Annotated in this window: 9 protein-coding genes; 6 read left to right on the forward strand and 3 right to left on the reverse strand. The window is 64.4% G+C overall.

Annotated features, from left to right (window positions below; translation table 11 throughout):
* Window positions 1–17 precede the first annotated feature (17 nt).
* The gene (locus C7G42_RS30295) at window positions 18–1,277 is read left to right on the forward strand and encodes an adenylate/guanylate cyclase domain-containing protein (protein ID WP_106952555.1); all 1,260 of its coding nucleotides are present in this window, start codon (window positions 18–20) and stop codon (window positions 1,275–1,277) included.
* Between the two features lie 114 nt (window positions 1,278–1,391).
* On the opposite strand, the gene C7G42_RS30300 is transcribed toward C7G42_RS30295, so the two are convergent.
* Window positions 1,392–2,636, reverse strand: a complete 1,245-nt coding sequence (locus C7G42_RS30300; RefSeq protein ID WP_106952556.1) for an MFS transporter — start codon at window positions 2,634–2,636, stop codon at window positions 1,392–1,394.
* A gap of 168 nt (window positions 2,637–2,804) precedes the next feature.
* Between C7G42_RS30300 and C7G42_RS30305 the strand changes: the two genes are divergently transcribed.
* From C7G42_RS30305 to C7G42_RS30320, 5 genes are all read left to right on the forward strand, one after another.
* A complete protein-coding gene (locus tag C7G42_RS30305; protein WP_106952557.1) occupies window positions 2,805–4,154 on the forward strand; it encodes an Nramp family divalent metal transporter in 1,350 nt (449 codons plus the stop codon).
* A gap of 664 nt (window positions 4,155–4,818) precedes the next feature.
* Window positions 4,819–7,839, forward strand: a complete 3,021-nt coding sequence (locus C7G42_RS30310) for an ATP-binding protein (protein WP_245428071.1) — start codon at window positions 4,819–4,821, stop codon at window positions 7,837–7,839.
* Entirely contained in the window at window positions 7,836–9,128 is a 1,293-nt protein-coding gene (locus tag C7G42_RS30315) for a cytochrome P450 (protein ID WP_106952559.1), read from the forward strand. The genes C7G42_RS30310 and C7G42_RS30315 overlap by 4 nt, the downstream gene beginning before the upstream one ends.
* 19 nt (window positions 9,129–9,147) lie before the next feature.
* Window positions 9,148–10,962, forward strand: a complete 1,815-nt coding sequence (locus tag C7G42_RS35540) for a hypothetical protein (protein WP_199581212.1) — start codon at window positions 9,148–9,150, stop codon at window positions 10,960–10,962.
* On the forward strand, window positions 10,959–12,443 hold the full coding sequence (locus tag C7G42_RS30320; protein WP_199581213.1) for a Dyp-type peroxidase: 1,485 nt from the start codon (window positions 10,959–10,961) through the stop codon (window positions 12,441–12,443). The genes C7G42_RS35540 and C7G42_RS30320 overlap by 4 nt, the downstream gene beginning before the upstream one ends.
* A gap of 17 nt (window positions 12,444–12,460) precedes the next feature.
* Here the strand turns inward: C7G42_RS30320 and C7G42_RS30325 are convergent, their stop codons facing one another.
* Window positions 12,461–13,237 (reverse strand): arginyltransferase, encoded by a 777-nt coding sequence (locus C7G42_RS30325; RefSeq protein ID WP_097663231.1) that lies wholly within the window; start codon window positions 13,235–13,237, stop codon window positions 12,461–12,463.
* 139 nt (window positions 13,238–13,376) lie between these two features.
* Entirely contained in the window at window positions 13,377–13,916 is a 540-nt protein-coding gene (locus C7G42_RS30330) for an RDD family protein (protein ID WP_199581214.1), read from the reverse strand.
* Window positions 13,917–13,977 lie beyond the last annotated feature (61 nt).

The raw sequence follows: 13,977 nt of genomic DNA on the forward strand, positions 1-13,977 counted from the left end.
GCACGCCATAATGGCGCATGCAATTGACCTCGCGCCTAGCGCTGATGAACTGGCTGACCGGCCAGGGGCTCACGGGCCTTCCCGAAATCGACCTGCTCCGCGGCTTCTGCGAGCGCTGCTGCGCCGAAGGGCTCGACCTGTCGCGCGCGCTGGTCGTGATCGACACGCTGCATCCGATCTACGAGGGCCGCGGCTTCCGCTGGAGCGACCGTCCCAGCAACGAGAGCGACGCGTTCGAATACGGCTCGACCGCCGACGGCGACGCGGCCGCAAGCTGGCGCCGCTCGGTGTTCTTCCACATGCTCGAGAATGGCCACGACGAGATGGTGATCGATCTCGCCGAGGCGCCGTCGCTGGATTTCTCGCAGATCGGCGAGCTCGCCGAAAAAGGCCACAAGCACTATCTCGCCTTCGTGCATCGCTTCGGCGAGAACGGCGCGCTTGGCCTGATGGACTGTCTCTATTCCTGCTGGACCACGCGCCGCGACAGCGGCTTCAGCGACGCTGAGCTGGAGGCGTTGCGCGATCTCGTGCCGGTACTGGGGCTGGCGATCAAATCGGCGCAGCAGGTCGACATCGCCCGCACGCTCGGCCGCGTCTATCTCGGCCGCGACGCCTCCGAGCAGGTCTTGCGCGGGCGCATCTCGCGCGGCGTCACCGAGCGCATCAACGCCGTGCTGTGGTATTCGGATTTGCGCGGCTCGACCGGGATCAGCGAGAGCATCGCGCCCGACGAGATCATTCCGTTCCTCAACGACTACGCGCAGGCCGTCATCGACCCGATCCACGAGGCCGGCGGCGACGTGCTCAAGCTGATCGGCGACGGCGTGCTCGCGATGTTCTGGGGGGAGGACATGGCGGATGCGCGCCGCGCTGCGCTGCGCGCCGAGCATCTGTTCCGCAAGAACATCGCGGCGCTGAACAAGCGGCGCGAGGCCGATGGCCGTCCCACCACCTCGGCCTATATCGGCCTGCATGTCGGCGAGGTCTTCTACGGCAATATCGGCAGCGAGGACCGGCTCGACTTCACGGTTGTAGGCCCAACGGTGAACGAGGTCAGCCGCATCGCCTCGATGAGCCGCTCGGTCGACCGCGAGCTGCTGGCCTCATCCGAGTTCTACCAGGGCCTCGATGCCGCCGGGCGACGCTATCTCGTCTCCACCGGCCGTTACGCACTGCGCGGCATCGGCCGCGCGCAGGATCTCTACACGCTCGATCCCGAAGTCGACGCCAGCGAGCCGGTGACGGGAAGCTACGAGCGGTATCTGGCGATTTAGCCCGGCTGTTTCCACGTAGGCTGTCATTGCGAGCGAAGCGCAGCAATCCAGGCTGTCTCTGCGGAGGGATTCTGGATTGCTTCGTCGCTACGCTCCTCGCAATGACGGTTGTGGTCAGCAGCGGGCCACCACCTCGTCCCCCACCATGTCCGGCTGCCGGTCCAGCGCTACCGCCGGCGACAGCCAGATCACCAGCGCCTGCACGCCGAACACGGCGGCTGCGAGATAGAGGCACGCTTCCGCGCTCCAGAGGCCGCCGACGATTGCGCCCAGCGCCGAGCCGAGCGGGCGTGCGCCGTAGCTCATGATGTTGATGGCGGAGACGCGGCCGAGCAGGCGCGGCGGCGTCACCGATTGGCGCAGCGTCGTGGTCGAGATCACCCACAGGATCGGTCCGACGCCAAGCAGGAAGAAGCTGAGGGCCGCGAGCCAGGGCGAAGGGATCAGCACCGTCAGCGCCATCACCACCGCCGCAACGAAGCCGGTGACCGGGCCGAGGCCAACCACGGTGCCGAACGCGATGCGCCGCATCACGCGGGTGGCAAGCAGTGCGCCGATCACCATGCCGACGCCGTACATGGTCAGCACCGTCCCGATTCCGGCGGCGGTGAGGCCGAGATGGCGCACGGCATAGGGTACGAACACCGCGATCTGCAGGAACCAGCCGGTGTTGAAGATGAACTGGGTGATGAACACCGGCCGCAGCAGCGGATGGTGAAACACGAACGCCGCGCCTTCGCGGATGTCCTGCAACGGATGGCGCCGCGGGGCGGGCGCGCGTGCGGGTTCGTAGATGCCGGAGAGCAGCACGACAGCGACGGCCGAGAGCGCCGCGGCAAAGCCGAAGGCCGGGCTCGCGCCCCACCAGCCGACCAGTGCGCCGCCAAGGGCGGGGCCGCTTGCAAAGGCGACGGTGCGCGCGAGTTCGATGCGGGCATTCGCCGCCGGCAGGAGGTCGGAGGTCACCAAGGACGGCACCAGCGCCGGAGCGGCCACGCTGTAGACGACGGTGCCGCATACGGCCGCGAAGCCGAGCAGCGCCAGCAGCGGAAGATTGAGCGCGCCGAGCGCGAGCAACAGCACGATTGTACCGAGGGCCACAGCCCGCAGCGCCTCGGCGCCGGCCATCAGCGAGCGCCGCGAGATGCGGTCGGCGAGCAGGCCGGCCGGAATCGCGAACAGCACGAAGGGCAGGGTCAGGGCGGTCTGCAACAGACCAGTCTGGCCTTCCGCGACCCCGAGCGTGAGCACGGCGACGATCGGGGCTGCGGCCAATGCGATCTGCTCGGCCGACTGCGCCGCGAGATTGGACCATGCGAGGCGGCTAAAAGTGTCGGGAAGGCGAGGCGGGTTTGACATGGCTCATTTTCTGCAAAGTCGGGTTGGCGCCAGTATCCAGCGTAAAGGGCCGCCGGACCCACCCGTTTCCCGATACGGCGACGAATAACGGGCAGGAGCGGGACCCCATGCCACTAGATGCAGTTGCAAATGAGTTGCAATAAGCCGCGAACTCGGTATTCTCTTCGCATGGATGCCCGATCTCCTGATTTGATCCCCGACGCCGGCTGGCGCGCTGATGCGCCCGTCACCAAGAGCCTCCCCGAGGTCAACGCCACGGTTGCCGTTCCGATCGGGGGCATCTGGTGGCGCCGGCTGCTCGCCTTCGTCGGCCCGGGCTATCTGGTCTCCGTCGGCTACATGGACCCCGGCAATTGGGCGACCGACCTCGCCGGTGGCTCGAAGTTCGGCTACACGCTGCTCTCGGTCATCCTGCTCTCGAATTTGATGGCGATCCTGCTGCAGTCGCTGGCGGCACGGCTCGGCATCGTCACCGACCGCGACCTCGCGCAGGCCTGCCGCGGCACCTATTCGCCGCCGGTCAACTTCCTGCTCTGGCTCGCCTGCGAGGCCGCGATCATCGCCTGCGATCTCGCCGAAGTCATCGGCACTGCGATCGCGCTGAAGTTGCTGTTCGGCATTCCCCTGATCGGCGGGGCGCTGCTCGCGGCGCTCGATGCCTTTCTGCTGCTGCTCCTGATGAACCGCGGCTTCCGTTTCCTCGAAGCCTTCGTCATCGCGCTGCTGGGGGTGATCGCGGTGTGCTTCGCGGTCCAGATCGTGGCGGCGGCGCCGCCGGTCGCCGAGGTCCTGCACGGCTTCATGCCGAAGAGCGAGATCTTCACCAACCCTGAGATGCTCTACATCGCGATCGGCATCATCGGCGCGACGGTGATGCCGCACAATCTCTATCTGCACTCCTCGATCGTGCAGACGCGCGCCTATGAGCGCAACGACGCGGGGCGCCGCGAGGCAATCAAATGGGCGACGACGGACTCGACCATCGCCCTGATGCTGGCGCTGTTCATCAACGCCGCGATCCTCATCGTGGCGGCGGCAACCTTTCACAAGAGCGGCCATTCCGACGTTGCCGAGATCGGCCAGGCCTTCGAGCTGCTGTCGCCGCTGCTCGGCCTCGGCATCGCCTCGACCCTGTTCGCGGTGGCGCTGCTCGCCTCGGGCCTGAACTCGACGGTGACGGCGACGCTCGCCGGCCAGATCGTGATGGAGGGCTTTCTCGACCTGCGCCTGCCGAGCTGGGCGCGCCGCCTGCTCACGCGCGGCATCGCCATCATTCCGGTGATCGTCGTCACCGCGATCTATGGCGAACGCGGCACAGCGGACCTCCTGGTGTTCAGCCAGGTCGTGCTGTCGATGCAACTGCCCTTTGCGGTGATCCCGCTGGTCCGCTTCGTCTCCGACCGTCGCAAGATGGGACAGTTCGCGATTCCGGGATATGTCGCAGCGATCGCCTGGATCGTCGCCGGCGTTATCGTGGTTTTGAACGTGAAGCTGCTGGTGGACACGCTGTTCGGGTGAGGGCGGCGGCGATCCGTCCGGCCCGTTCAAGGGGGACGTGCTCGACGGCCCCCCGATCAGACAGCGAGAATGACCTTCCCGAACGCGAGCGTCCGCCCCAGCGGGGATGTGTCGGCTGGCGAAGGTGTTCCCCGTTTTCGCGCGCAGGTCTGCCGAGGAAGACGTCGGGGTCGATTTGGCAAACTGTCACTTTTCAATTTGTGCGACAGGCGTATACTGGTTGCAATTGCTGACCGGGCGTACAATAATGACCCTGTTTATGCATTGATTTTGCTTCCGGCGGGATGATCGGCGGGTCCCGCGCCGGACCAGAGCGGCCACTGCAGTTTTCCGGATTCATCTATCGGTTGTGCGCGAATGGTTGGCGCACGAAATATTCGGTTTGATCGTTTGGATTGATCGACAGCTTGTTTTTCTACTGAGCGGGTTCGCGCCTCGAAGGGGCGATGTTCAAGCCAGAACGCATTTGCAATTTCGTTCAAGTCATTGATGAGTGTGTGCTGCCGTGACCAGGTGCCCCGCTTGTTCAGCCAATATTTCCCCTGAGCATCGCTTCTGCTCTCAATGCGGCGCGAGTCTCCATCGTAACGCGGAAGAGCCGGGCGCCCCGAACCGCGATGCGCGCGTCGTTGAGCTGCACCATCATATTCCGGTTCGCTCGCAGATGCTGACTGAAAACAAGCAGGTCAGCGTGCTGTTCGTCGACCTCTGCAATTCGACCTCCCTGGTGCAACATGTCGACCCCGAGGAAGCCCGCATCTATCTCGGCAGGGCGCTGGACCGGTTGGCCGAGGCGGTCGAGACCTATGGCGGCACGGTGAGCCAGTTGCTCGGCGATGGCCTCGTCGCCTTGTTCGGCGCGCCCGTGGCCCAGGAAGACCACGCCCTGCGGGCGTGCCTTGCCGCTCTCAAGATGCAGAGAGCGTCCATCCCAGGCCATGACGTCGGAGGCATCGTCAGCCCGACGCTTCGCATCGGTATCAATTCGGGCGAGGTGCTCGTCGGTATCGTCGGACAGTACCGGTGGTCCCATTACGGCGCGGACGGAAAGACGATCCATCTCGCCTCGCGGCTCGAGAAGATGGCGCCGCCCGGCGGCATCCTGATCAGCGCCGCGACGCAGCGGCTGGTCGCGCAGCAGATCGACACGCGTACGGCCGGCGTGCGGGCCGTGCGTGGACTGGACGTTCCGATCGAAGTGCATGAAGTCGTGGTGGAGACCGAAAGTTCAGCGGCCGCGCCATTGACGCGCAAGCCGCGCTGGGCGCCTCTGATCGGACGCGAAAACACGCTGAGGATCCTGGAAGAGACGCTGGAGTCCGTTCAGAAATCCGGCATGCGAACGATCGGGTTGTGCGGCGATGCCGGGATCGGCAAGTCGCGCCTGATCGTCGACTGGATGGACAGCCTCGCGCGAGAGGGGATGGAGATCTGCTTTTCGCAGGCGAGAGGGTATGCGAGCACGCGTGCCTACAGCACCGCCACCGATCTGACCGCAAGTTTGGTCGGGCTTCCGCAAACCAGTGCGGCCGACATTCGGCATTCGGCCAAGCAGGCGTTGATTGCGGAATGGCCCGATGACGGCGCCGAGCACCTGGCGGCGGTCAATGATCTCCTGGGACTTGCCGCGCCGGACGAGGCCTGGCTGGCGCTGAACCCGGCGCAACGGCGGCGCCGGATCGGCGAGGCGTTGCTCTGGCTCGTGCGCAGACGCGTGCGGTCCGGCGCCTTCGTGCTCGTGCTCGAGGATGTCTTCCTGGCCGATCGCGAGAGCCGGCGGCTGTTCGAGGGTCTGCTTCCCAAACTTCAGGGGCTGCCGGTCCTGATTTGCGTCACCTATCGTCCGGATTTCGAGCACCAGTGGCACCGGGCGTCCTGGTTTGCCGAGCACATGATCGAGCCGCTGGGGGATGGAGAGATGCTTCGGCTGGCGCGCGCCTGTCTCGGCGACGATCCGTCCGTGCTCGGCATCACGAGCGAACTGGTCTCGCGCGCCGATGGCAATCCCTTCTTCCTGGAGCAACTGGTCTTCACGCTGATCGACGACGGGTCGCTGGAAGGAACCCCCGGCGCCTACCGCTTGCGGAGGCCTTTCGGCGAGCTGCGCGTGCCGGGCTCCATCGCGGCGGTGATCGGCGCACGCGTCGACAGGCTGCCTGACGCTGCCAAGTCGGCGATCGAGGCCGCGGCCATCCTCGGGGATCCCATCACGCACGACCTGGTTGCCGCAATGCAGGCCGTGGACCTCGAGCGCGCCGAAGAGCTGCTGGGTCTTTGTGTCGCGTCCGGGTTGCTGACGGGGCCGGACCAGGCGAGGAGCTCGCGCGGGTCGCACGCCTTCGCATTTCGTCATGCGTTGGTTCGTGACGTCGTGCTCGGGGTACTCACGCGTGCCAGGCTCAAGGCGCTGCATCGCCAGGCCTTCCTGGCGCTGCATGCGCAGCCCGGCGCGGCCGATGTCGATGCCGCGCCGGCCCTGGCGCATCATGCCTTCGGCGGCGAGGAGTGGGAGCAGGCGGCAAAATTCGCCGTCAAGTCGATGGCTCGTGCCATCTCGCGCTCGGCCAATCGGGAGGCCGTCCAATTGCTGGAGAATGGCATCCAGGCCGCACAGCGCATCGAGGGAGCGACGACGGCCCAGACCCTCGAGCTCGCGCTTCGGCTCGAGGCCATTGGTGCAATGATGGCCCTTGGGCAGATCGACGAGATCTTCGACAACATGGAGCGGGCTGAAGCCATCGCCGTGCAACTGAACGATCAGCGTGCAAGGGCTGCGGTTTCGACCGAGACGGCAGTATTTCTCTGGATGCGCGGACGTTTCGAGCAAGGGCTGCGCTACGCTTCGCAGGGCCTGGAGGCGGCTCGCCTCGCACAGCGTCGTCACATGATGATGGCGGCGCATCAGGCCCGCCTGATGCACCTGCATGCGCTCGGGCGATACGCGGAGGCGGCTGCCGAGGGCCGCGGCCTGCTGTCCGATTACGAACGCGAACTATCGGCGCATTATGTCCAGCCCGGCTGGGCCGCGATTCCGATCGTCAACCTGTACGCGTTTCTTGCCAGCACGCTGTGGCGCCTCGGGGATGGCGCCGCCGCCGATGATTTCTGTGCCAGAAGCTATGAGATTCTATCGAACATCGATCACCCATATTCCCGTCTGTTGATCGACACTGTCCAATCGCAGATCTGGATCGAACGCGACGAGCTCGACCGTGCCGAGTCCCTGATGCGCACGGGTGTGCAGCATTGCATGATGTACAACGTGCCGACCATGCTGTCCGTGTGCACCGGCGTTCTCGGCAGCGCGCTGGCGCGCAACGGCAAGGCCGCCGAAGCGGTCCCCATGCTGGAGGAGGGTTTCGCCGATCGCATCTACGAGGCGGCCGGCCCTTACGGCAGGACGTTCATGCGCGTGAGCCTGGGCGTCGCCTATCGCAAGGTCGGACGACTGGACGATGCGATGGTTGTCGGACGCAAGGCGGTCGAACAGGCCGCCGAGGAATACGGACACCAGACCGAAGCCCTGTACGAGCTAGCGGAGACCTTGCGGCAGGCCGGCGATCTCGCAGGTGCCGAAGCGCATTTCAAGCGAGCCGCCGAGGCGGCGGAGCGTCTCGGCATGCCTCACTATCAGAGACGGGCCGCTGCAGCGCTCGCAGACTGGAAGGACGGGTATGCAGCATGAAACTCTCAGCTGGCACTCCTGATGCAATGCCGCCGGGGCTCCGGAGCCTCACCTACGGGATCTTCTGTTGGGCCAACCGCCATCCGCGCGCCTTGCGAGCGATTGGTGCTGTGTTTCGGCTCTGGCCGTTCGTGGGGGGCTGGTTGGGCATGGCGGTCCGCGCCAGCGCGGTCAAGGGAGTGCTGACCAGGCCGAACAGTTTCTCCAACACCGCGCACGCGGCGAACCTGTCGGCCGGCGACTATCTGATCGGCATGGATCCCGACGCCACATACAAGGCGGACAGGCTTCTGCTGGATGGTCGGCTGGCTGTCCTGGACGCGACATTGCCTGCCGCGGCCGATCTCGCGGTCCGAGACTACGTTGAGAAGCTCCGGCCGCTCGGCAAGAAGAAATCGTTCGATCTCATCGAGGATTACCTAATGTGGATCGTGTTTCTCGCTATGCATCCCCTGTTCGGGGAGGCCACCAACAGGGTGGCAGCGGGCGCGACCGGAAGCCTCGATGATCCAGGGCTGCAGCGGCAATATCTCCTCGAGATCCGCTATGTGGCGGGGCAACTCCTCGCTGGCAGCTCGGCGACGCTCAGAGTGCAGCGCAGGGCTGAACTCAACGCTGACGCACTGAGATCGCGTATCGCTGGCGTGGGCCAAGACATCCAGCTCGCATGGGGGACGTCCTGTCCGTTCGGGGTCATCAAGCGGAACGCGGTCGGCCTTGCCTGGATCTCGCATCCTGTCACCGTGCAGTCGGGGGCACTAGCCGTGCAGGAGCTGCTGGGGCGTCCCGATGTTCACAAGGAATTGCGCGGGCAGGCGCAGCGGCTTCTGGAAATGGGACCGAACATGGTTTGGGAGGACGAGGCCTTCCGCAAGCGGGTGCAAGACCATGTGCTGGAGCTTTTGCGTTTCCGCCCGATCTTTCCGCTGCTCGCGCGCGATGTGCCGCGCGACACGGAATTCGAGACGGGTGCGCGGCACAATGCCAAGTGCCCTGCCGGCGGCAAGATGGCGATCTGGGGGATCGCCGCAATGTTCGATACCGCGATAGACAAAGACATCAGCCAATTTGCTCCGGCGCGCAACTGGGGCACGAACGAAGATCTGCGCTGGCTGATGTTCGGATACGGCACGCGCCAGTGTCCGGCTATGGTCTACGCGGTCAAGATCCTGACGAGTGCGCTGATCGGTCTGTTGATCCTGCCCGAGCTGGAACTGGCGCGGGGTGAGGGCAAGCCCATCACCTATGACGGACCGCTGATGTCGCGAATGCGCGTGAGTTTCATCTAGCAGGCGGGAGAAGACGGGCATGCTCGAGATAGTCCGCCAGCAGATGATCTGTATCGTCGTGCCGGGCTGGAACGGAACGACCGATCTATCGGAAGACAGCCCCGTTTCCACGGGGCTTTACTCTCTGTTCCGAGACGTCGAGGTCGTCCAGTTCGCCTCAATCGCGTTGCTGCCGGCCAGGGCCGACGCAGGCGACAAGCGGCCCTTGTTGATGCTCGAGCTCGCGATCGAAGAAGGAATCGATCCCTACGATATGCTCTACCGGCTCGTCTACCATTGGAGCGAGGCGATGTGGTCGCTGTACAGCTCGTTCTGGCCGGGCGATGCCACAGCGCTGCGGAGCGAACGCAACGACAAGCTGCACAAGATGTTGATGAAGCATCTCAGCATCGCCGATGGCGGCTTCATCGGCGCCCGCGATCGAACGGCCCGGCAGATCGAGAAGGAGCAGGAGCTGCTTGAATGGACGCGAGACGAGGCGCGAGCCATGAAGCAAGCCATGCTCTATGGCCATGACCGATCGGCGTTCGCCCTGGCGCTCGCGCAACGGGCATTCCAAAATCCTCGCTTCGGCTGGGCACTGGATCCGGCGCCTCGTTCGTACTGGCGCGGCAAGGGCGCGAGCATCTCCGCAAAAATCGGCTACGTACTGACACTGTTCGTGCTGTGGCTGATCGCAGTCTGGCTGGTCGGCGCGGTGCCGCGCGGTGCGCTCGGCGTCTACACTTGGTTGTTCGGGCCGCCATATTCCGGCGTGACGGACGTAGTGGCCTTCATTTCAAGGGCCAGTCGCTGGGTGCTTGGCGTCAGTATCCGCAGTGTACTTGCATTGCTCGGGTTCGGGGTCCTGGTATGGCTGTTCCTGATTGCTCTGCCAGCCCTTTCCAGGACGTGGCGGCGCTGGCTGGAGAGCGTGGGGCGCGAGCTCGACCGGCCCACCGACACGTGGTCGTCATGGCTTACCTATCGGATCGGCCTGTTGCTCAGCGTGCCGATCGCTTTCGCCCTCGTCGCGCTCGCGTTCGCCTTCATCTTTTGGCCCTCGACGATCGTGGACGCATACGAAGCATTGACTGCCAAATTTCTCGGATGGCAGATCATCGCCTTCGTCATTCTCGCGATCGTCGTGTCGGTCTGCGCGGTCGGGCTGCTGTCCCGGATCAGTCAGGATCTCGCGAAAGTTGGCAACTGGTTCTTTCAACCTTACGAAGACAACGTGCCTCGCGCCCAACAGGTCGATCCGTCGATCGAGAATAGCGAAGGGCTGGTGGTGCGCGAAACCGCACATATGGTCAGCCTGACGGATCTCCGCAGTCCCAACGGCTGGAGTGCCTGGTGGATCCGGGTGTCGCTGCGCATCGTGACGCTGTTTGGACGTGTGATCTTTACCGAGAGTCGGCTGGGCAGTGCGCCGGGCATTCATTTCGGCCATTGGCACATCATCGAGGACGGGCGCCGCTACCTGTTCTGCTCGAACTATGATGGCAGTTTCGGCGGCTATCTCGACGATTTCATCAATGGCGCCACCGTCGGGACGAATCTGGCCTGGCGCTGGACAACGCTGAAACCGCGCAAACTGGCAGCGGTCGGCCAGCCTGCGGTCGAGCATGCGCGCAGCTTTCCGCCGACGCGATTTATCGTGTTCCGGGGCGTGAAGCGCGAGCTGCAGTTCAAGTCATATGCGCGCGACAGCATGCTTCCGCATATGTTCCGCTTCGACGCGCGCAAAGAATCAGTCGACCAGATCAACCTCGCAACGAGACTGCGCGACGCTCTGTTCGGAGAGCGGAACGACAGCAACGACGACCTGATCATGAGGGCCATCGAATCATGAAAGCGCCGGCAGCACATCTCGCGCACCATTTCGATGACATCCAGGGAATGCTGAGGAGCGGCTACGGCTGGCTGCAAGACAGTCGGTTCTGGCTGCTGACGATCAGGGACGGGCAGGAGATCCCGGCTCGGGCATGGCTCGCAAAATTCGTGGAGAGCGGCGTCATTGCCAACGCCAACGAGGTTGGAAAGTCGAGAACGCATCCGATCGCGAAGGCTGCGGCGGTCGCGTTCAGCTTTTCGGGGCTGATAAAGCTCGGATGCGTGGAAGACGACATTTATCCATTCCCGACACCCTTCCGCAGTGGCATGGGCAGCGATGCACGCGCGTTGCTGCTGAGGGACAATCCCCGAGCATGGCGCTGGTCTGACGTTGATGGTGATAGCGGCGATGCCGTACATGTCCTGATTGCCGAATGGACGGAGAGAGGCGTCGGGCCGATCATTTCGCGCCCCGATGAGACGATATTCAGCGCCATCCAGGTCGATAACGACCCTTGCTCATTTCGAAAACTGGAAGGCGACAACGAAGAGAAATTGCGCGAGGCGTTCGGGTTTCGCGACGGCCTGGCGCAGCCCGTCATCAGGGGATTGAAGCAAGACGACAGTGTCCGACCGCGCCGGTCAGAGAAGGACAAGGACAAGAAGGAGGCCGATGCGCTGTACGACGATCGCGTCGTTCAGCCTGGAGAGTTCATCCTCGGCTATCGCAACGAATATGATGAACTCACTTATTGCCCGGACGTGAAGGGGTGGGGGCCCTCAGGCCTCGCCAAACATCCCGGCGGCCGTTTTGCCCTGAACGGAAGCTACCTCGCCGTGCGCCAGATCGAGCAGGACGTGGCGGCGTTCGATCGCTTCCAGGCGGTAAATGGCAAGGACATCTGCAATAAGCTGATGGGGCGCCAGGACAATGGCTGGCCGCTCGCGTGGAAATACGACCCGACCAACCCAAAAACGGATTCGGAACTTGACGCGTTTCGCTATCGTGTCGACGACGCCAATGGCTTCATATGCCCGAAGGGGTCGCACATTCGACGGATGAATCCGCGGGACACGTTGGGTGTCGACCTCAAGTCGAGCATCAAGTCGACCAAGCTGCACAGACTGCTGCGTCGCGGCCGGCCGTATCGCGAGGACAGCAACGGCGAGACGCGAAAGGGCATCTTCTTCATCGCGTGCAATGCGGATATCGAGCGGCAGTTCGAGTTCGTCCAGCAGCGTTGGGCGCGGAATCCGAGTTTCGTCAACCTCCACGCCGACGATCCGTTCGTCGGGTCGTCCGACCCACAGACCTTCCCGAAGGCCTTGTCCTTGCCGGGCCTGCCGAGCGGTGGAGAGGTCTCCCTGGCGAACTTCACGACGACGCTCGGGGGAGGCTACTTCTTCCTGCCCGGACTTGCGGCGCTCAAATTCATCGTCAGTGAAGAGGGGGCGGCAAAGTTCGCGACCTCGGAACTGGCCGAAGCCGCGGCCCCCTGAAACCGCGAAATCGGACCTCAGTCCTGCGGCTCGGACGCCGCATCGCCCTGCGCGTCGATGCGCAGCCAGCCCGAGGGCGCGAGGCGCTGCTGCGGCAGGAAGCGGGCCTTGTAGTCCATCTTCTTGGAGCCTTCGATCCAGTAGCCCAGATAAACGTAAGGCAGCCCTTGCCGGCGGGCGCGGGCGATGTGGTCGAGGATCATGAAGGTACCCATCGAGCGGCTGACCTGGCCCGGCTCGAAGAACGAATAGACCATCGACAGCCCGTCGCTGAGCACGTCGGTGAGGGCGACTGCGATCAGCTCCTCGCCGCGGCCGGTGATGCCGCTGTCGGGGCCGCGCTTGCGGTATTCGATGATGCGGGTCTCGACATGGCTGTCTTCCACCATCATGGCGTAGTCGAGCACGGTCATGTCGGCCATGCCGCCGTGGCGGTGGCGGGCGTCGAGATAGGCGCGGAACACCGAATATTGCTCGGAGGTCGGCACCGCGCTGCGCTGCTCGCCGATGATGTCGGAATTGCGCGCCATCACCTTGCGGAAGTTGCGGGAGGGGCGGAACTCGTTGGCGACGACCCGGACCGAGACGCAGGCGCGGCACTGATCGCAGGCCGGCCGGTAGGCGATCGACTGGCTGCGGCGGAAGCCGCCATGGGTCAGGAGGTCGTTGAGGTCACCGGCACGCTCACCCACGAGGTGCGTAAACACTTTTCGCTCATGCCGGCCCGGCAGATAGGGGCAGGGCGAGGGCGCCGTGAGGTAAAATTGGGGGGTGTCGCGCGAGTGCTGGGTCAAGGGACGTCGTGGGCCTCCGAAGTGAGTAACAGCATCGCGCTACGAAAGCCCCCGGTCAATTGGCCAGCTCGGCAGGTCAGATCAGCGGTCAGCTTAGTGGATCCCAGTTAGCAGGCCGTTGATCACCAGGTCCTCGTGATCACCAGGTCCTTGCCGCCTGCGCCACCGGCGCGCGAACAGAATTGTTGATTACGACCGTTCCCAGCACGAAATCCTGCAGCAGGCGCCGGCGGCCGTTGAACAGGCCGAGCAGCACCACGAAGGGCGTCAGGAACGAGACCGTGACCCAGAACAGCACCGCGTGGGTGGCGCCGAGCACGAAATAACCCGGCGCGCCGTACCAGGTGCGCAGCTCCAGATCCATCACCCGCATCCCGATCGTCGCGGAGGAGGGGCCACCAATGCAGGCGCCGTAATAGACGATGGCCCAGATCACGGAGGCCGGCCAGGCCAGCCAGAACAGCGCCCAGCCGATGCCGAGCGTGACCACGCCGAACAGAGCGATGAAGATGTAGCCGAGGATGACCGGCACCGAGATCACGACCATGTCGATCAGGAACGCGAACACCCGCCGCGTCGCAACGCCGCGGAACAATTCCGGATGCAGATAGGGGTCGTAGGCGTGCGGCTGCGCCCCGCCGTCATTGCGCCACGTATTGCCCGAATCCGAATACGGCATGTCCGTCTCCCAAGGAGTTCTCCCGTGGCAGGACATGGGAACAGGCCATCCCCGTGCCAAG

Source organism: Bradyrhizobium sp. MOS003 (assembly GCF_003020125.1).
Lineage (GTDB): Bacteria > Pseudomonadota > Alphaproteobacteria > Rhizobiales > Xanthobacteraceae > Bradyrhizobium.